The organism is Vibrio sp. MM46, from assembly GCF_027587135.1.
Classification (GTDB): Bacteria; Pseudomonadota; Gammaproteobacteria; order Enterobacterales; family Vibrionaceae; genus Vibrio; species Vibrio harveyi.
The window spans coordinates 1-18,053 of the sequence record NZ_JAPPTO010000012.1; the positions used below are offsets into that span (position 1 = coordinate 1).

Consider the following 18,053-nt stretch of genomic DNA (forward strand, 5'->3'; position numbering starts at 1 on the left):
TGTTAACCCTATACCTCCAACCTCTACTGTTTTTAGATGTGGCATTAAATGCCAGTTTGCACTATCTTTGATACCTCTTTATTTACTTACACACTCATCAATATTCATGAATACCGCCTTGTTAACCATGTTCATCCCTACCTTCTTCTTTGTGTCCATTACACCTGGGATGTGTATGACGCTTGCCTTAACGTTAGGTATGAGTATCGGATATCGTCGCACCCTTTGGATGATGATTGGCGAACTGTTTGGTGTTGCTTTAGTTTCAATCTCTGCGGTACTCGGTATCGCAGCCATCATGTTCACTTACCCTTGGCTCTTTACCGTACTAAAATTGATTGGCGGCGGTTATCTGCTTTATTTAGGGGTTGAGATGTGGCGCTCACGAGGCAAACTTGCCATTAATGTTGATAGCATTGATGTTCCTACTAGCGGTAACTGGGATTTGGTTTTACAAGGCTTTGTCACCGCAATTGCAAACCCGAAAGGCTGGGCGTTCATGATTTCACTTTTGCCGCCTTTTATTGATCAAACTGCGGCTCTTGCTCCTCAGCTCATCGTGCTTGTTTCTATTATTTTGATGTTCGAGTTCATTTGTATGTCTCTTTACGCAACGGGTGGTAAAGGATTGAAGCGATTGCTAGGTCAATCCAAAAATGTACGCTTAATGAACCGAATCGCTGGCACTTTGATGATGGGAGTGGGTATTTGGCTCTTAATGAGTTAGAAAAAGCAGTATTGATGAAACAGGTCTAGTGACGAAAAACAAGTTATGAAGAACATTTTAAGCAGGCTCAAACAATCCTTTGGTGAGGTGTTGGATTTTCAAGCCCGAGTATGGGTAGTGAACGTCTATGCTGGCGAACATAAAGGTGAGTCTTACGTGGTCAATGAGGACAGATTTTCTGAACCGTTACAATGGATGAAAAAGAAGGGCTATAAAGGACCAATGCTCACCAAAGTCGAGTCAATGAAGCGATCTCAGATCATCGAATTTGATTTAGGTTCAGTCAAGCATCGACTAATGCGCGTGAAGTAGCGTCCGATTCTATTTCTTTTCCCTTTTCCCTTTTCCCTTTTCCACAGATAAAAAAGCGCCACTCAGAAGAGTGGCGCAAGCACTTTTACCTTAAACACCAAGTATTATGGTGCAGTGTCGATCTCTACTGGTAGGTAGTGTTTTGGTTCTAGCTTCAACCATTCAGGAAGCACCGTACCAATCGAGATTGATGACCACGTACCAGACAGTACGCCAATGAACATTGCGGTAGAGAAACCTGCCAATGCAGAACCGCCCATAATCCACAACGCACCAACAGTGATTAAAGTAGTACCTGATGTCACCATAGTACGTGAGAATGTCGCCAATACCGCTTCATCGTTGATCTGTTCTGTTTTCCAATTTTGCTTCGCAACAAGCAGTTCACGAATACGGTCAGCGATGATGATCGAGTCATTAAGCGAGTAACCAAGAATCGCCAAAATCGCTGCAAACACCGTCAGGTTGAACTCCATTTGTGTAATCGCAAAGAAGCCCAATACTAAGATAACATCGTGCGCCAACGCGAATAGAGAGCCACTTGCCAGACGCCATTCAAAGCGGAAACACAAGTAACCAAGAATCGTCAGTACCGATACTAATAATGCTAAGCCACCTTGGTCGAACAGGTCCTGACCCACTTGAGCACCCACGATGCTGTTACTTACTACATCTACTTGATGTGAAATAGGCTTAAGTACATCTGCAACATTAGGTAATGTATGACCTTCTGCCGGTGCTGAGTAACGAATAACCCAACGACCATCTTCGCCTGAACGGGTTACAGATGTTGATTCACCAAGCTTTGGTTGCAGCGCATTAAGCAAATCATGGTTAGTCAATTGTTTATCGACTTTCACTTCAGTAACCATACCACCAGTGAAATCGAGACCTAGGTTTAGCCCTTTCATACCCAGAGCAACCAGAGCAATAATCGTCAACACAACCGATACAGCTGTCGTGAAGTAACGAATCTTACGGATATTTTGTTTTAGCATTTCGACCATGATTAAACCCTCACATCACGACGGGCATCGCGGCCCCAAATTAAATTGATCATTGCACGAGAAGCAAATACGCCTGTAAACATACTGGTCATCAGACCCAGACCTAGCGTCAGCGCAAAGCCTTGGATTGGACCGTTACCAATCGCGTATAGAATCACGGCAGTGATCATGGTTGTGATGTTGGCATCAAGGATAGTAGCGAACGCGCTGTCGAAGCCTAAGTCGATAGCTTGTGCAAAACTACGACCTTCACGCATCTTGTCCTTAATACGTTCGAAAATAATTACGTTGGTATCCACCGCCATACCGACAGTCAATACCAAGCCTGCGATACCAGGAAGTGTTAGCACGGCGCCAGGAAGTAGTGCGATTAGACCAAGTAAGCAAAGCATGTTTGCACACAAAGCCACGTTCGCAACCCAACCAAGGCGACGGTACCAAAGTGCCATAAATGTCAGTGTTAGACCCATACCAAGAGCAAGAGCTGCGAAACCGTTTTGGATGTTTTCTGCACCTAGAGAAGCACCGATTGTACGTTCTTCAACAATCGTTACCGGAGCGGTCAATGAACCCGCACGTAGAAGCAAGGCAAGTTGCTGTGCTTCATCCATGCTACCCGCACCAGTAATACGGAATTGGCTACCCAATTGAGACTGGATAGTTGCAACACTAATAACGCGCTCGCTACGCTCTGTCATACCACGTTCGTTAGTTTTGTACTCACGGTAGACTGTCGCCATTGGCTTGCCGATATGCGTTGCAGAGAAGTCACTCATCTTCTTACCACCAGCGTGGTCTAGAGAGATGTTTACTTCTGACATGCCCATTTTATCAACGCCCGCGCGCGCATTTACAATATGTTCACCCGTTAGTACTGGACGCTTAGCAAGAATCACTGTACGACCATCGTTGTCTTTCAGGACAAGGTCTTGGCTGCTACGTGCTTGACCTGCGTCTTTCACTTCGTAGAACGCAAGACTTGCTGTTGCGCCAATGACGTTTTTCGCTTGTGCAGGGTCTTGAACACCTGGTAGCTCGATACGAATGCTCTCTTTACCTTGGCGTTGTACCAACGCTTCAGTAATACCAAGCTCTTCGATACGACCACGCATGATCTTCAAGTTTTGTTGCAGTGTCGTTGTTTGGAATTCTTGGATGTTTTGTTCGCTTGGTTGAAGTTCAAAGCCACGATCTGCGCTTGTCATTGTCCAACCAGGGTAGTTTTGACGAATGAATTGGCTCGCCGCTTTTAAGCCCGCTTCGTTTTCACTATTTACTGCGATGTGGTTATGCGCTTCAGCACGAACTTGAACGCCACGTACACGTTGCTCACGCAGGCTCGCTTTGATCTCATCAACCAATGCGTCGCGCTGCTCTTCAAACGCTTTATTTACATCTACATTCAATAGGAATTGAACGCCGCCACGAAGATCAAGACCAAGCTTGATTGGGCTGAAACCCATCTCGTTTAACCATTCTGGGGCAACAGACACGTATGAGAACGTGATGCTGTCATCTTTGCCTAACTGATCGTTAAGCAATACACGAGCCTTACTTTGCGCATCTTCACCATCAAAAACGATGGTAGTCTTACCGTCTTTTTCAATGATTTTAGAGGCTGGAATATGGTGCGTTTTTAACAGCTGGTCGAGCTGAACCACTGACATCGCACTGTTGTTTTGGTCAGCAAACGTCACCTGAATAGAAGGCTGCTCACCAAACCAAGTTGGGATGGCGCTAAGGGTTAAGATAATAACCGTCGTAATTAAAACGACGTATTTCCATGCTGAATAGTGATTCAGCACTTTTCTGTTCTTTTGTGGTTTTGGTGTTTTCTTCATGTAAACATCATCCCTTCACTGCTCAGTGAAGTTTTATTTAGTTAGATTCAAGACACGACAAAACGCTCACCTGAACAACATACAGGTATGGAATGCCCAGAGCTTCACTTACTCTGTTGAAGAATTGCCGTGTTAAGAATGCACAAAATGTGCAGAGTGATGGTGTTTAAGCAGAAAACTGACTATTGAGGGCGACGTACATCGCATTGGTTTCTTTCCAACCAGAAAGGCGGTGGTCGCTAACAAAGTGATTAAATGTCGATTGGCTTTGACGCCAGCTGATATCCATAAGGCTATAGGCATAGCCAGCATCAGCATAAAACGGGGCATTTAAATCGCCGATGAAATCAATGTGTTCATCGTCAATGTTCTCACGAAGGTGCGTTGTCCAACGTTGAGAATTAAAGATGGCAAACGAATCTTGGAAAGCATGACCTTCAGATACTGGAGATTGGGTGCTTTCCTCAGAGAGTTCTGAGAAATCAACTGGAGAGTTCGATGCAGAGTTGCTCGCCGTAAATGGCTGCAACTTAGAAAAGTGAGGTAAGTAGGATTTCTGTTCTGCTTGTGCAGCCGACGCCTGCATTGGCGATAAAGCCATTGCAAGAAGCAGCAAAAACAGTTTTCTAACGTAAATCCAAGGCATGGTAGCTCACTTAAAACAAAACGAGCCGAGTTCTTCAACTCAGCTCGGTGATAGTATTCCTATTGCTTATACTTAACAACTAAAAAGTTATAAATCTCTGTTTCCAACCGTGGAACGCAGTTGCCAGCAAGCCTTAAGCGGTATTCATCGATAAAATATTTCACCTTTATCGACATCCAAATAGATTTTGTTTTCTTGTTCCAAGCCACCGCAGTAGATGAAGTAAACATTGCGGGTTTTGTAAGTGACAGAACGCACCCACCCACCTAATTCTTCAAAATCACTTGGGTCGCAAGTCTCATCATCGAGCAGTTGCTGCGTTTTGTTGCGAAACATATCTAGATGCGTTTTTAAATCGTCTGATTTTTGCAAATACCCATCAAGGATCTCCAAGCGCTCTTGCTCTTTGATGACAGGTTCTGAGTCTGATAATCCTTTTGAGTCTACCCACTCAGCGGTCTCTTCCCCACCCTCTTCATACACAATGTAATCCGTCAAGCGGAACCAGCCATTAGATTTCTCCAAAACCGATACCTTCTCACCTTTATACAGCGCATCAATAATCAACGCCTGATGATCTGGCTTATTGTAAACATCGATCCGGCGCTCAATCACATAGTACTCGGTGACCTCAGGTGCGGGCGCCTCAAGATCCATAATCGGTTTGGGTTTTTCTGCAGGTTCGGCTGGTTTCTCTGGCTCTTTTTCCTGTTCAGCGACAGGGTCGTCTTGCTGCATAAAGAAGAAGTAATACCCTGCGCCCGCTCCCCCTAACAAGAGCAAGACAACTATTAAGATCAAGGCTTTCTTCATATTCCGTTCCTTTTTCATTCCTTACGCAGTAAGCACCGTCACACTAACTATACTGATAGAGAGTGCATAACGGACGCAAAAACTAATCAACGAGAAAGCTAATTAGTGTGAAAACAATGATGAATAAGTTCAAATGGATATTGCTACTGCTTCCACTTCCTGCTTACGCAAGCATTCAGTGTGACCACGCATCATGGAATGACAATCTTACCCAATTCAACCGTTTAGAGTCCAATTACAATAGATACGTTGAGACATTCAATACGCTTCTCACTGAACACAAACAAAGACAACTGCTCTCTCAGACCTTCTCCCTACGTGAACTAACCTTGTTGTGGCAGGCACAAACTAACCAACGAGCTTTTCAAAGTCAGCTTAAGGCGTCGATTCAATATCGCGAAGAACTCACCAGTAAAGCGCGAGAGTTAGAGAAACTCAGCATTGAGTCAAATTGGATGGCAAACGGATGGCAAAAACTCGCAAGTAAATGTGAAATTTCTGATGCCACAGCCAACCAAATTAGCGCCGAATGGTATCAAACAAACGCTTCCCAACTCGCTAAAGATTATACGCAACTGGCAACACAATACCTTGGTTTAGCGCAGCTGTACGATAAAGAAGCCAATGCATTAAAATACGTGCAAAATGAATCTGACTAAGTCTGTTCATATTGGGATTGTTCCCTTTATTGAAATTGAGCAATTAATAGGCAAACAGGTCAATTTATAGAGAGGTACGTCACAATAACGCTTTACTTACGAGCAGATTTTGGGTAATTTACCCATTAACAAAATTTAATATAAAGTCACATTTGGCTGGAGATGATGCTAAACCAATGGTTATCAATCGATTAAGTAACAGGGATTGTCCTAATGCTACCAAAGCCAAGTTTTTGTCAGTAGTTAGGCATGTTAAAGAGTTCGGTTCAATCAGTGATTTGGACCTATGTAAAATCTTCGGAGAAACAATTTGGAGTGATGGGAGGGAATACCATTCAGCTGCTTTCTCTTTTAGGGTTGATAGACACACAGGTAACTGTGAGATCTCAAAATACAAATACCAATAAGGCTTAAAAGACTATTCGAACGGAGACAGGAAACTGTCTCCGTTTTTTATTGTCGGTTATTTTGGCATCACGATAGTAAAATCATGATCGGAATAACCTTCAATTAAGTAACTTCTCTCACTCAGCAGCTTGCAATAACGCAGTACACCATCTTTGTTGTGAGACTCTAACATCCGCATGCTGGGTAACTTAGCCTCATCCAACAGATTAAACACACAAGCAATACTCGCAGTCTGATACATTTTCTCAATCATCTCGATTGTATGATTTGGGTTGGCAGATTGGTAATTGAGCGAGCCAGATGCAAATACATAGTGCGCTTTCGGCAAAATCAAGTTAGAGAAATCGCCCCGGATAAACTGCGTATCAGTAATGAAATGACGCTTGCGAGATTCCGCGATAAACCGCTTTTGTTGATCAATGCCGACATAATGACAGGGGCGATTGCCTTTTTGTTCTATATACGCCAACAAATCTCCATATCCACAACCAATATCAAGAATACTTTTGCCATTAAGGTCTAAATCCCGACATAAGGCTTCAAAGCGTGTGACTTGGCTGAAAGTGTCTTGCCACCCCAGCGTCCTGGCTCTGTCTTCGCCAAATTGTTTGTGTCTTTTTCGGTGATAATGTGCGATGCGTAATCTGTCGAGCCACTTCATGATTGCTTTGTTTGTTGGGTTTGTGAATAACCGTATTTATGAGTATACCCAGTAACTTCAAGATGCAGAATTCTGAGCATTGTCATTGATTCGAGGTCAAGGAAAACAACGCCGCGTCTACAAGACAAATCGTTCTCGAAGAACCTAGCATCTCGAGGTTACTTAGGTATAAATCGGTAAGTTACCATTTCCTTTCACTTGGCGAATCGCTAAGTGCGTATGAATATCTTTGACGTTTTCAAGGATCTGGAGCTTTCGCGTAAAAGCTTCATAGCCAGTGAGATCTCTACTCACCACTTCTAATAGATAATCGTACGCCCCAGAAACAACATGGCAGGAGATCACTTCTTCCATTTCGCTTACCGCTTGCTCAAATTCATCTATTGAACTGGCTTGGTGATTATTAAGGCTTACTTCAACGAATACCGTCATTGCAATTCCCGCTTGTTCGCGAGAAACCATTGCGCGGTAACCACTGATCACGCCTTCTTGTTCCAAGCGTTTGATTCTTCGCGCACAAGGGGAAGCAGAAAGCCCCACTCTATCTGCCAGTTCGCTTGTTGTCATTGTGGCGTCTTGCTGGATCAAATCCAATAACTGTCGGTCAATTTTATCCATCTTGCCTTCCTTGCCAGATTTCGCCATGATTTTTTAATTCCATGCCGAAATTCACTAAGTTCTAACTGTATTAAGTCATATTTTGCCACCATTGAGCGTCACTTTCATTCGATAATTAACACATTATTTACAAATAAACGGAACCTCCCATGGCATTAGGATACGCCGCAATCATCACAACGCTCTTTCTTTGGTCTGGTTTCTTTCTATCGCTACGTGGAGGCGCAATTTCAGCCCTTCAACCTGCCGATATTGCCTTAACTCGCTTTTTCATTCCGGCGTTGGTGTTACTTCCTTTCGTCCTCAAATCCATGGATAAAGTACGCGCAGTACCGAACAAATATCTTATCGGTATCGTCATCGGAAGCGGACTCCCATACTTGCTCGTTGCTGGCACCGCTATGCACTTTGCCCCAGTCGCCCATGGCAGTGCTCTGATACCTGGCACTTTGCCTTTGTTTGTCTCTGCGATTGCGGTCATTTGTTACCAGCAACCTCTTAGCCAACATCGTATGGTCGGTTTGTCTGCTGTCTTACTTGGGATTATGGTGTTCCTGCTGTCCAATCTCGGTGAAGAATACAACTGGGCACAATTAAAAGGGCACTTACTGTTTCTAGTCGGCAGCTTAATGTGGGCGGTATTTACCATCAGTGCTCGCGTTGCAAATTTAAGTGCTTATGTTTGCGCTGGGTTTGTTTCAGTCATTTCGTTTGCATTGCTGATTGTCGCTGTAGGTTTCGGTTGGTTGCATAGTTATTTAGCCATCACACCTATCACTGATTGGCCATGGAAAGAGCTTGTTGGTCATCTCGTATTACAAGGTATCGGAGCAGGTCTATTAGCATCTTTCACTTTTCTTTACGCAATCAGAACCATTGGAGCGGAAGCCAGCGCCGCATTCGGATCTCTCACACCAGTATTGGCAACCTTACTCGCAATGCCAGTGTTTAATGAGCAGCCTGATACCCTTACATGGTGTGCTTTAATATTGGTGACTTGCGGTAGTATCGTGGCGAGTAATATCCTGATGAAACAAGACCCTAGTCAGAAATATCAGCCACCTGTTCACAGATAACAATAAAATTGCATAACTTTTTACAGGCACCTATTGAAAGCCAAAATAGCGTTTTGATAACCTGTTGCGATAATAAATTAAACGTCAGATGTTATGCCTTCAACTCATACAAAAGATGAACTGCATAAATTCCTAAAAACAGGGATGCGAATCTCGGTAAATTTCGAGTTCGGTCAGGAAGAAAAGTACATTTACGCTGCTACTTATTTAGGGCTTAAAGAAAACGCTTATATCATTCTCGACATACCCGCTCGGTTATTAGAAGAGCAAGCGCTAAGAAAACTCACCAATGTGGACGTTGTTATCCGTGGTGTGTCAGATACAGATCTGGGGCATGTGATTGCTTTTAAGACCAGTGTGCTGATGAACTTGGTCCGACCGTCTCCGTTATTGTTTGTACGGATTCCTGCCACCTTCGCGACGAAGCCTGTACGTGAGCATGAGCGTTATAAATTGCAATTAGACTGTGCAATAGACCACACTGGCAATAAATATGATGGCAGTTTGGTCGACTTCTCTCTTTCTGGCTGTGGAATTTCGACGTTGGTTGAACCCGAGTTTGAAATCGGTGAACGAATTACGATTGAATCCCCTTTAAGTGGCTATATCGACGAAGAAAACCACTGCTCAGTTGCCAATATTAAGAAGCTACCAAAAGGTTGGATTATAGGCGTGAAATTTGAGGTACCGCTTGATATGTCCGAAGAATTGAAGAATGAGTTACTAGAGCATTCTTTTTCAGCCAGCACGATTTAGGCTGCATAAGGTTCTCAACCGTAAAGAACTAAAAAGGGAGCATCATGCTCCCTTTGCTATTTCTGCATTACGTCCGTTCTAGCAAAAATCTCTGCTTAAAATCGACAAACGCTTCATGTAATGCGTTTTCTTTGATTGGCTTGAGCAAGACATAATTCGCCCCTGCCGCCATAAATGCATCGCTAGTTTCTTTAGCTGTATCAGCCGTACAGGCATAAATAGGCGTACCAAGTCGCAAGTTCTGACGAATCTCATGAGTTGTTTCAATACCACCAAGATGCGGTAATTGATTGTCCATCAAGATAAGGTCATAAGTATTGTCCGCGAGAAACTCCATCGCCTCTAATCCATCTTTTGCCCAATCAACCTGCATTTTGTACTTCTTGCAGAACGCCTGGAGAATAAAGGCATTGGTGTGATTGTCCTCCACCAGCAACACTTTCAAACTCTCATCAAACAAAGCTTCAGGCTTAACGCGTTGGCTGACTTCTAACGGTCGGAATACACGCTCACGGTCTTTTACCGGCAATGTCACAACGAAAGTTGTGCCCATCCCTTTACTACTACGAACCTGAACATCGCCTTCCAACATATCGACAAGATTCTTAACGATGGTTAAGCCTAAACCACTACCACCGTATTCTCGTGTTGTTGTTGCTTCTTCTTGTACAAACGGTTCGAACATTTGGTCTAACTTGTCCGACTCAATCCCGATCCCCGTATCAGTAATTTCAACAACCAATACACTGTTCTCTGCACCATAAAATTGCTCAAGCTCGGCATGGATCCGGATAGAACCCGACGGAGTAAACTTGGCGGAGTTACTAACAAGGTTAAACAGAATTTGGTTGAGTCGAACTTGATCCGTAAAGATTTCGACATTCGGATCCAGTTTGTTTTCGATAACCAGCTCAACACCTTTATTTGTACAGATTGGACGATAGATATTTTCCAATGTGCGAATCGTATCGGAGAATGAGAACGGGTGCTTCTGGATATTAAACTTACCTTGCTCTATCTTGGAGAAATCCAAAATATCATTCAGTACGGCAAGTAAGTGCTCACCACTGTGGCACAGAACATCAATTTGGTTCTTCTGCTCTTGAGTTTCTACCGTGTCTTTAAGCAATTGCGCAACACCTAAGATACCGTTAATTGGAGTACGGATCTCATGACTCATCTTCGCAAGGAAATCAGCTCTAGCTTGTGCAGACTTCTCTGCTTCTCTACGTGCGATATTACTTTGCTTTTCCGCTTCAATCAGAGTCGTAATGTCTTGCCCTTGCACAATGATGCCACTGATATCACCATCGACACGAATTGGTGATAGGTTCCAACGGTAAATCTTATTCCCAATTGGAACGTTGACGCCTGTTAACGTCGCACCTTGCGCTGCCATCTTTAGGTGAGGTGTCAATTTATCTTTGAAGCCTTGGAAGACAGGATGCATGGTTTCATTGTCATCTTCGATAACGAGCTCTTTGCGTGCTGCAGGGTTCATTTGGATAAGAACACTTTCCTCAGACCACACCATAATCGGTGATAACGCGAAGTTAAACAGGTCTCGGAATGACTTCTTCTGCGCCTCTAGTTCCTCAAAAGTACTTTCAAGAGTAGAGCCGATATGATCGAACTCTTCGATATCCGAGCCATCAAAGCGCTCAAAACCCTTTTCCTCACGCGCGGAACGAGTATAGGACATCAGAGACTCCAACTGCGCCGCTACCTTACTCTCGATCCATTCTTTAGTGAGCAACGCAATCATGATCATACCGATGATAGAAGCCAACATTGCAAGGATATGTTGGATCTGCAACGTAACAACGCTTTGGTTATCCTGCACAGTAAGCAAGCATAACTCTGTCGTCACGGCATTCACTTCTATTGGAGTTTGAATCACTAGAAGTTTGTCGAGCCTTCTTTCTGAACCTTTGCGCTGCAAAATATCCGCAACATTGTATGGCTCGTCACCAATTAAGGAGTTAGCTAAAGGGACGTTATTCGCCACAAGGACCACATTGTCGACATTACTTTCGCTTTTTAGCTTCTCCATCAAAGCGAAGTTGTTATCAAGCACTACAACATTAAAAGAGAAGCCAAGCACTTCACCTGTCGCAGGATCCAACACTGGCACGCGACGCGTCAGCATATGTCTAGAACCAATAGAGGTCATCACATTAATGTAATACCAGTTATTACTAAAGGTGACTCGGTTCGCCAAACTGTCGAGGATAAGATCATTCACACCATAGAAATGTGCATTACCATCATCCCAAATGATGCCCTTATGATCGGTCAGAAAGCGAAACTCTGGCGTGTGCGATGGGTCACTTTGATCGATACTGAGAAAGAAAAAGTTAAGTGCATCAGTGTCGCGATTGGTGTAAAAGTCACGAATCACTTCACTTTTTGAGTTGCTGTCATGATGTATTTGAATCGCCGCAAAGTGACTATCAAATATATTGTGGATCAATGCAGAGGTTTGTTGCTTCGTTCTGTCGACTTCTTGCCAAATTATCTGTTTAGAGAAGTAATAGCTCTGAATAAAAATCCCTAGAATGATCGGAGCAAGAACAAGAATGATGATCTTTGTTATGAGCGTCGCCAGTGAGCGACGCTTCTTTATGTTTGATCGAGTTATTGTCATCAATTATCTGAATATCTAAATGCACGCTTCTTCAGCGTTTCGATTCTTTCCGGTGAATCAGCTTTGGTAACAATTTCAAAATCACCGGAATATACGGTTGGGACAGGTTTTCCTTCCAAATCCCACTTAATGGCTTCTGCCATGGCAATACCAGTATCATCATTCATACGCATGACAGTGATATCTAAGTCGCCTTTCTGAATAGCATCAAGCTCTGCTGAACCACCACCCCAACCGTTGATCATAACGTCACTTCGCCCTAAATCTGCTAACGCCTCAACAGCACCTAACGCAACATCAGTCGAGCACGCATAAATAAAATCAACATCTGGGTGCTTTTCTAAACTTGCTTTTGCAGCATCATATCCCGACTGCTTTGTTGCTTTAGTGTAGTACGCTGATTGTAGTTCAAAGTTATTATCACGGTTAACCTGATGAATAAACGTGTCACCTCTCACATCACTAATGTACCCTTCCGAGAAATAGAGCACACTGTAATAGGTGTGCTTCGGAAAGTACTTTCCGAATTCTGTCGCTAATTCACGGCTGCCTTCCGCGTGATCAAATCCGACATATAAAAACGGTTGATGTTTATCCCATTCACGCACTGGTGTCGTGATATTTTGTAAGATCAATTTGGTGTTTGTTGAATCAAGAACGTGTTCAACAAATTTGCGGTGTCTGGTTGTATCTAACGTAAAAATCAAATAATCGGATTTGCTCTTCAGCGCTTCCATTAATGACAAGCTTTGCTGCTTAATATCCGCATTAGGGCGTGTGAAAACTTGGTTGATCTGATAGTTGATATTTAGCTTGTCCAAGCGCTTTTCAAATGCCGCAATGTTTCTTACCCAGTAATCAGATACTTGCTGCCCCGGATAAACCACGGATATTTTAAGCGGACGCTTTTTGTTTTTAGAGAATGGTACAGGACGTTCACGAACGGCTTCTGCTAAAGCATTAGTGAGTTTTCGCTGCTGCGGGAATTCATCCAAGAACTCTTGATAACCCCAGTAGCCATTGAGCACTTGCGTTGCATGTGAAACAGGAGAGAAACCGACCATAGAAATCAGGGAAAATAGTAACGCTTTTTTCATCTGTTGCTCTTTTAGTTTTTTATGGAGCATGGAACTGCTCTATTTTATTACCTAGCCGAGTCATCCTTTACCCTATAATTCTGATATCCATAAATTGCCCGCTTCTATATAAATTTTTTTGATATTAAGCCTAGCAGGGCATCAATGTATTATGTGTTACTGTCGCCTGAAATGATACCCATAATAGACAAAAATAAACCGCCATTTGAAGGCGGTTTGCTCTCTAATACGCATAGTGTTAATTCAAATTGCCCAACATTGAACTAGCAGCACATATTTGTACTTTTTAATTGATTAGAAGTTGTACAGCTCAATATTGGTCGAAAATGTCACTTGCGAAAATCATTGATTAATTGGAACACTTCACTCGTGTTTGAAATGCAAGGACATGTTTTTCATCGATACAAATTTCAGCATCTTCGCTGACTAAGAGCTCTTTCTTAGCTTTAGTCAGTTGCTTGATAAAGTATTCCGCTTTCATCGCGACGCTTTTGCTTTCAAAAGAAGAGAACCATTCCAAGGTTAATGGTCCCTTCCCTTTCAGTGCTTTTGCACCTTTCCCGCTCTGATGCTGTTTGAAGCGTCGGTCCACATCATTCGTTACACCACAATACAGCGCATTGCGGTTATTACGGATTAGATAGACGCTCCAATTTTGCTCGGCAGTCTCACTCATGAAAGCAGAGATTCAACCTGTTCTTTTAATGCGGTCAGCTCTGCACGAAGTTCTGCCACTTCTTGTTCTAACTGGCTAATGCGTTCAGAACCGGCTGATGATGGCGCCGCACTTGCCACAGCCAACTCACTGATGTCTACCTCACCACAAAATAGATGCATGTAACGTGATTCACGCTTGCCCGCCTCGCGAGGCAGTTTAACCACAAGAGGTCCTTTCTCTTCGCTTGCAAGGTGCTCAAGAACGTTTTCAACTTCCTTTACATCATTAAATGTTGCTAGGCGATTAGTGCGCGTACGAATTTCGCCAGGGGTTTGAGCACCACGAAGCAGCATGCAACATACGATGCCTTTCTCTTGCTCGGTAAGTTGTAGGTCGCCAAACTCGGTATTACAGAATCGGTGTTGGTATTTGCTGACACGGCTATTGAAACCACTTTCATCACTGACAAGACGACGCTCGATGAGTGCATCAACCGCGTCTAGTACGTCTGCTTCAGACAATGACATGACAGGTTCGCGGTTGCTTTTTTGATTACATGCGTTCGTCAGCGCGTTAAGGCTTAGGGGGTATTGGTCGGGGGTGGTGACTTCTTTTTCGATTAAGCAGCCAATTACTCGTGCTTCAATTGCCGTTAGCTCAACTTTCATAATGCATTTCCTTATTATTGTTGCATTTGAATTTGGGTATCAGGCTAAAGCATAGCGCATGGACCTGACACCCTTTGCGAATCGGGTTAGGTCTTAATGCTCTGATAGAATCGACACTTTGGTCATTTTTCCATTCTCGTCAATCATCATTATCTTCGAACGATTGAGTTCGACTTCAGTGATTTCGAGTTGCGTTCTAGCAGCCACATACGCTGCTTTGAGTTTGGTAGCCAAAGAATCGTCTTGGTTATCGACCTCTTGGCTTTCGACTTGCTCCGCAATAGTCCCAGAGTTCATTTCGAGCTTCATATTTTTGTATTGAATGAAGTTGATGATATAGCGAAGGCTCCACCATGACAACGAGTCCCTTCACTCAAGTGAGCAACATTCACGCTTTTAGCACTCGATTGTTAATGCCACATCAGAATTGATGGATAAATGTCCAACCCAGCATGACGTTTGATCTAAAGACTGTTATGCCACGAGATGTTGTGCTTTAATCGAATCAGATATTCACAAATTAGGAAAGGGAACCATGAGTAGCGTATTTGAAATCGTGAACCAAGCTCGTCGTAAAAACAAACTAAAACGTGAGCTGCTTGATAACGAGAAAAAAGTTCGTGACAACCGTAAACGTGTAGACCTACTAGAAAACCTTCTAGACTACATCAAACCAGAAATGTCTCACGACGAAATCGTTGCAATCATCAAGAACATGAAAGCAGACTACGAAGACCGCGTTGACGATCACATCATCAAGAGTGCAGAAATTTCTAAAGCACGTCGTGACATCAGCCGTCGTATTCGCGAACTGACTGAAGAAGACAAACAAACTAGCGGCAAAAAATAAGCCCAAATAGTTGTAGAATTTAACCCCGAGCAGGGATAACTTGCTCGGGGTTTCTTTTTGTAACTTACAAAACCAGTGTGTACAATAACACCAATTCTTGTTCCCAAAACACCCAATTTCTCTATGTCTTCTACTTCTTCTAGCGTGCAACCAACGTTAGCAAAACAACTTTTCACTATGACCTGGCCAATGCTGTTTGGCGTATTGTCATTGATGAGCTTCCAACTTGTCGACAGTGCCTTCATTGGGCAACTGGGCGTTTTACCACTTGCGGCACAAGGCTTCACTCTACCATTACAAATGGTGGTTATTGGCATTCAAGTTGGTTTGGGTATTGCCACTACCGCAGTGATATCGAAAGCACTAGGAGCAAACGACACCCACTACGCAAAACAATTAGGTGGGTTAGTCCTCATGATTGGCTCTGTCGGCGTAGCTGTACTTGGTTTGATCATTTGGTTATTGCGTTACCCTATTCTCTCTTTATTAAGCGCACCAGAAACCGTCATGCCAATTATCGACAGCTACTGGCCATGGTGGTTGCTAAGCTCATGGACGGGTGCTGTGCTGTACTTCTATTACAGTATTTGTCGTTCTAATGGTAATACCATGCTGCCAGGCACTATGATGATGGTCACCAGTGTAGTGAACTTAGTGCTCGATCCACTATTCATTTTCACCTTTGATTTAGGCATCAACGGTGCCGCTATCGCTACGATAATCGCGTTCGGGTTTGGCATTTTGGTTGTGGCGCCTCGCGTACAAAAAAATCACTGGGCGACGTTCCAATGGCAAGAGCTGGATGTTGTGAAAAGCGTTCGCTCCATCGGTCACATTATGGGACCGGCAATGATCAGCCAATTATTACCACCACTCTCTTCTATGCTGGCGACGAAGCTATTGGCAGGCTTTGGTACCGCAGCGGTAGCATCATGGGCGTTAGGCTCTCGTTATGAGTTTTTTGCTATTGTTTCTGTACTTGCACTGACGATGTCAATGCCGCCGATGGTTGGTCGTCTACTAGGAGCAAAAAACTACACCGACATTCAGTCTCTCATCTCGATTGCGGTTAAGTTCATACTTGGTTTCCAATTGCTGATTGCTGTGATTACGTTTATCGCTGCAGACCCACTGGCATTATTGATGACCAGCGACGCGCAAGTCACCCATGTACTTGAAATGCACTTGATGATTGTACCTATCAGTTTGGGCTCGCTTGGTGTGTGTATGTTGATGGTTTCGATCTGTAACGCCCTTGGTAAGTCCTACACGGCTCTGACCATTTCGGCACTGCGCCTATTTTTGTTCTTCCTTCCGTGTTTGTGGGTCGGTGCGCAATTGGGTGGGATTCAAGGGCTACTTATTGGCGCGTGTTTGGGTAATATCTTAGCTGGTATCGCGGCTTACTTAACCTATAGAAAAACGATTCGTAAGCTCACAGAAGCGCATGCTGCCGCTTAAATAAGCAAGAAAAACGAAAGCCCTCGCATTGAGGGCTTTATGGTTTTTATACACTGGGGTCTGTTGATCTTTCGCGGTTAAATTTCACTCAGATGGGAACACCTAGCCGAACCCTTTAGGCAGCGTTTGTAAAGAAAGGCGTTAGCCTAGCGCCACTTTATCCGCTGGGAACACAACACCAGTCTGTCTTCTCACCTCAGTGAGCACTTTAGCAACGACAAGTGAGCGCTGCTTCATTTGAGGATCAATCGAGCCAACTTTGAGTTGCTTTGCAAATGCGTGCGCTTCGTAGAACATGTGGTTCTCTTCTTGAGGCAATGTTAGTACTTGTTTACTCTCACCTCGCAAAATGCGCTCAACACCACGTCCTGTGGCAATCATATCTACCAACACACTGCCCTGTTCACCTTGGAATTCACTTGGTATTAGCGAATCGCTTACCTTGGAATGTAATAGGTTCACGTTAAAGCCGTCATACGCCAACGTCACACTGCCACAACCATCGACGCCAGAAGGCAAAATGTGAGCACTTGCTTCTATGCTGTTAGGCTCGCCAAACAACTCAATCGCGGAGCCAACACAGTAGTAACCGATGTCCATAATCGAACCGTTAGAAAATTCTGGATTGAATGTATTTGGATTCTCACCATTTAAATATTTCTGATATCGGGAAGAGTACTGACAATAACTGATCGTGGCATGACGAAGAGGGGCGATCGCTGGTAGGCTGTCTTTTAGCACTTGAAAATTCGGCGTATATGGTGACATGAAAGCTTCGAACAACACGACGTTATTTTCTTCAGCGGTCTTAAACATCGCCTGAGCAAGAGGATAGTTTGAAGCCATCGGCTTTTCGCAAATCACGTGCTTACCCGCTTTAAGCATTTGCATTGCCTGAGGAGCATGCAGTGAATTTGGACTCGCTATGTAAACGGCATCGATATCGTTATCAGCCCCTAATGCTTCTAAGCTATCGTAATAAGATTGCGCATTATAAGGCTTGCCAAATTCGCACGCTTTCTCAACATCACGTGAATACACAGCTTGAAGACAAAATTCTTTGGTCTGGAGTGCAGCTTCAACAAATTGTTGAGAGATCCAGTTCGTCCCGATCACAGCAAGTTTGAACATGTTACTTCCTTTTCTTT

20 protein-coding genes are annotated in these 18,053 nt (G+C 43.7%); 8 read left to right on the forward strand and 12 right to left on the reverse strand.

The window, feature by feature from the left end; all coding sequences use genetic code 11:
• Positions 1-106: 106 nt before the first annotated feature.
• Both OH459_RS14535 and OH459_RS14540 read left to right on the forward strand, forming a co-directional pair.
• Positions 107-727, forward strand: a complete 621-nt coding sequence (locus tag OH459_RS14535; protein WP_154202416.1) for a LysE family translocator — start codon at positions 107-109, stop codon at positions 725-727.
• Positions 728-772: 45 nt separating this feature from the next.
• On the forward strand, positions 773-1,039 hold the full coding sequence (locus OH459_RS14540; RefSeq protein WP_017188732.1) for a hypothetical protein: 267 nt from the start codon (positions 773-775) through the stop codon (positions 1,037-1,039).
• 104 nt (positions 1,040-1,143) lie between these two features.
• Here OH459_RS14540 and secF read toward each other — a convergent pair whose 3' ends face one another.
• From secF to OH459_RS14560, 4 genes are all read right to left on the reverse strand, one after another.
• A complete protein-coding gene (gene secF / locus OH459_RS14545) occupies positions 1,144-2,046 on the reverse strand; it encodes a protein translocase subunit SecF (RefSeq protein ID WP_005453603.1) in 903 nt (300 codons plus the stop codon).
• 2 nt (positions 2,047-2,048) lie between these two features.
• Positions 2,049-3,887, reverse strand: coding sequence for a protein translocase subunit SecD (gene secD, locus OH459_RS14550; RefSeq protein ID WP_009701400.1), 1,839 nt, complete (start codon positions 3,885-3,887; stop codon positions 2,049-2,051).
• Positions 3,888-4,053: 166 nt separating this feature from the next.
• Positions 4,054-4,533 (reverse strand): hypothetical protein, encoded by a 480-nt coding sequence (locus OH459_RS14555; protein WP_009696226.1) that lies wholly within the window; start codon positions 4,531-4,533, stop codon positions 4,054-4,056.
• A 144-nt stretch (positions 4,534-4,677) separates the two neighbouring features.
• Positions 4,678-5,346 (reverse strand): SH3 domain-containing protein, encoded by a 669-nt coding sequence (locus OH459_RS14560; protein ID WP_017819307.1) that lies wholly within the window; start codon positions 5,344-5,346, stop codon positions 4,678-4,680.
• A gap of 116 nt (positions 5,347-5,462) precedes the next feature.
• On the opposite strand from OH459_RS14560, the gene OH459_RS14565 reads away from it, so the two are divergent.
• Together OH459_RS14565 and OH459_RS28275 are read left to right on the forward strand one after the other, a co-directional pair.
• Positions 5,463-6,005, forward strand: coding sequence for a hypothetical protein (locus OH459_RS14565; protein ID WP_017188730.1), 543 nt, complete (start codon positions 5,463-5,465; stop codon positions 6,003-6,005).
• A 176-nt stretch (positions 6,006-6,181) separates the two neighbouring features.
• Positions 6,182-6,412, forward strand: a complete 231-nt coding sequence (locus OH459_RS28275; protein ID WP_074051703.1) for a hypothetical protein — start codon at positions 6,182-6,184, stop codon at positions 6,410-6,412.
• 56 nt (positions 6,413-6,468) lie between these two features.
• Here the strand turns inward: OH459_RS28275 and OH459_RS14570 are convergent, their stop codons facing one another.
• Together OH459_RS14570 and OH459_RS14575 are read right to left on the reverse strand one after the other, a co-directional pair.
• Positions 6,469-7,074, reverse strand: coding sequence for a class I SAM-dependent methyltransferase (locus OH459_RS14570; protein ID WP_050902297.1), 606 nt, complete (start codon positions 7,072-7,074; stop codon positions 6,469-6,471).
• A 162-nt stretch (positions 7,075-7,236) separates the two neighbouring features.
• The gene (locus tag OH459_RS14575; protein ID WP_005453588.1) at positions 7,237-7,692 is read right to left on the reverse strand and encodes an Lrp/AsnC family transcriptional regulator; all 456 of its coding nucleotides are present in this window, start codon (positions 7,690-7,692) and stop codon (positions 7,237-7,239) included.
• Positions 7,693-7,841: 149 nt separating this feature from the next.
• On the opposite strand from OH459_RS14575, the gene OH459_RS14580 reads away from it, so the two are divergent.
• On the forward strand, positions 7,842-8,768 hold the full coding sequence (locus OH459_RS14580; protein ID WP_050902890.1) for a DMT family transporter: 927 nt from the start codon (positions 7,842-7,844) through the stop codon (positions 8,766-8,768).
• 93 nt (positions 8,769-8,861) lie between these two features.
• Entirely contained in the window at positions 8,862-9,524 is a 663-nt protein-coding gene (locus tag OH459_RS14585; RefSeq protein WP_047515332.1) for a PilZ domain-containing protein, read from the forward strand.
• 67 nt (positions 9,525-9,591) lie between these two features.
• On the opposite strand, the gene luxQ is transcribed toward OH459_RS14585, so the two are convergent.
• From luxQ to OH459_RS14610, 5 genes are all read right to left on the reverse strand, one after another.
• Positions 9,592-12,171: a quorum-sensing autoinducer 2 sensor kinase/phosphatase LuxQ gene (gene luxQ, locus OH459_RS14590; protein WP_005453581.1), complete on the reverse strand. Its 2,580-nt coding sequence runs from the start codon at positions 12,169-12,171 to the stop codon at positions 9,592-9,594.
• Positions 12,171-13,268 (reverse strand): autoinducer 2-binding periplasmic protein LuxP, encoded by a 1,098-nt coding sequence (locus OH459_RS14595; protein ID WP_005453580.1) that lies wholly within the window; start codon positions 13,266-13,268, stop codon positions 12,171-12,173. Before OH459_RS14595 ends, luxQ begins: the two co-directional genes overlap by 1 nt.
• Before the next feature lie 349 nt (positions 13,269-13,617).
• A complete protein-coding gene (locus OH459_RS14600) occupies positions 13,618-13,944 on the reverse strand; it encodes a GIY-YIG nuclease family protein (protein ID WP_017188723.1) in 327 nt (108 codons plus the stop codon).
• Entirely contained in the window at positions 13,941-14,594 is a 654-nt protein-coding gene (locus OH459_RS14605; RefSeq protein WP_005453575.1) for a YceH family protein, read from the reverse strand. The genes OH459_RS14600 and OH459_RS14605 overlap by 4 nt, the downstream gene beginning before the upstream one ends.
• Positions 14,595-14,687: 93 nt before the next feature.
• Positions 14,688-14,891, reverse strand: coding sequence for a hypothetical protein (locus OH459_RS14610; protein ID WP_009696233.1), 204 nt, complete (start codon positions 14,889-14,891; stop codon positions 14,688-14,690).
• 238 nt (positions 14,892-15,129) lie between these two features.
• On the opposite strand from OH459_RS14610, the gene OH459_RS14615 reads away from it, so the two are divergent.
• Together OH459_RS14615 and OH459_RS14620 are read left to right on the forward strand one after the other, a co-directional pair.
• Entirely contained in the window at positions 15,130-15,444 is a 315-nt protein-coding gene (locus OH459_RS14615) for a DUF496 family protein (RefSeq protein WP_005453573.1), read from the forward strand.
• A gap of 123 nt (positions 15,445-15,567) precedes the next feature.
• On the forward strand, positions 15,568-16,905 hold the full coding sequence (locus OH459_RS14620) for an MATE family efflux transporter (protein ID WP_005453572.1): 1,338 nt from the start codon (positions 15,568-15,570) through the stop codon (positions 16,903-16,905).
• A gap of 141 nt (positions 16,906-17,046) precedes the next feature.
• On the opposite strand, the gene OH459_RS14625 is transcribed toward OH459_RS14620, so the two are convergent.
• Positions 17,047-18,036 (reverse strand): Gfo/Idh/MocA family protein, encoded by a 990-nt coding sequence (locus OH459_RS14625; RefSeq protein ID WP_045489885.1) that lies wholly within the window; start codon positions 18,034-18,036, stop codon positions 17,047-17,049.
• Between the last annotated feature and the right edge of the window lie 17 nt (positions 18,037-18,053).

Bases quoted from the DNA above. Each gene is read 5' to 3' on its own strand.
- OH459_RS14535 (WP_154202416.1), top strand. From the start codon at position 107: ATGAATACCGCCTTGTTAACCATGTTCATCCCTACCTTCTTCTTTGTG.
- OH459_RS14540 (WP_017188732.1), top strand. From the start codon at position 773: ATGAAGAACATTTTAAGCAGGCTCAAACAATCCTTTGGTGAGGTGTTG.
- secF (WP_005453603.1), bottom strand. From the start codon at position 2,046: ATGGTCGAAATGCTAAAACAAAATATCCGTAAGATTCGTTACTTCACG.
- secD (WP_009701400.1), bottom strand. From the start codon at position 3,887: ATGAAGAAAACACCAAAACCACAAAAGAACAGAAAAGTGCTGAATCAC.
- OH459_RS14555 (WP_009696226.1), bottom strand. From the start codon at position 4,533: ATGCCTTGGATTTACGTTAGAAAACTGTTTTTGCTGCTTCTTGCAATG.
- OH459_RS14560 (WP_017819307.1), bottom strand. From the start codon at position 5,346: ATGAAGAAAGCCTTGATCTTAATAGTTGTCTTGCTCTTGTTAGGGGGA.
- OH459_RS14565 (WP_017188730.1), top strand. From the start codon at position 5,463: ATGATGAATAAGTTCAAATGGATATTGCTACTGCTTCCACTTCCTGCT.
- OH459_RS28275 (WP_074051703.1), top strand. From the start codon at position 6,182: ATGGTTATCAATCGATTAAGTAACAGGGATTGTCCTAATGCTACCAAA.
- OH459_RS14570 (WP_050902297.1), bottom strand. From the start codon at position 7,074: ATGAAGTGGCTCGACAGATTACGCATCGCACATTATCACCGAAAAAGA.
- OH459_RS14575 (WP_005453588.1), bottom strand. From the start codon at position 7,692: ATGGATAAAATTGACCGACAGTTATTGGATTTGATCCAGCAAGACGCC.
- OH459_RS14580 (WP_050902890.1), top strand. From the start codon at position 7,842: ATGGCATTAGGATACGCCGCAATCATCACAACGCTCTTTCTTTGGTCT.
- OH459_RS14585 (WP_047515332.1), top strand. From the start codon at position 8,862: ATGCCTTCAACTCATACAAAAGATGAACTGCATAAATTCCTAAAAACA.
- luxQ (WP_005453581.1), bottom strand. From the start codon at position 12,171: ATGACAATAACTCGATCAAACATAAAGAAGCGTCGCTCACTGGCGACG.
- OH459_RS14595 (WP_005453580.1), bottom strand. From the start codon at position 13,268: ATGAAAAAAGCGTTACTATTTTCCCTGATTTCTATGGTCGGTTTCTCT.
- OH459_RS14600 (WP_017188723.1), bottom strand. From the start codon at position 13,944: ATGAGTGAGACTGCCGAGCAAAATTGGAGCGTCTATCTAATCCGTAAT.
- OH459_RS14605 (WP_005453575.1), bottom strand. From the start codon at position 14,594: ATGAAAGTTGAGCTAACGGCAATTGAAGCACGAGTAATTGGCTGCTTA.
- OH459_RS14610 (WP_009696233.1), bottom strand. From the start codon at position 14,891: ATGAACTCTGGGACTATTGCGGAGCAAGTCGAAAGCCAAGAGGTCGAT.
- OH459_RS14615 (WP_005453573.1), top strand. From the start codon at position 15,130: ATGAGTAGCGTATTTGAAATCGTGAACCAAGCTCGTCGTAAAAACAAA.
- OH459_RS14620 (WP_005453572.1), top strand. From the start codon at position 15,568: ATGTCTTCTACTTCTTCTAGCGTGCAACCAACGTTAGCAAAACAACTT.
- OH459_RS14625 (WP_045489885.1), bottom strand. From the start codon at position 18,036: ATGTTCAAACTTGCTGTGATCGGGACGAACTGGATCTCTCAACAATTT.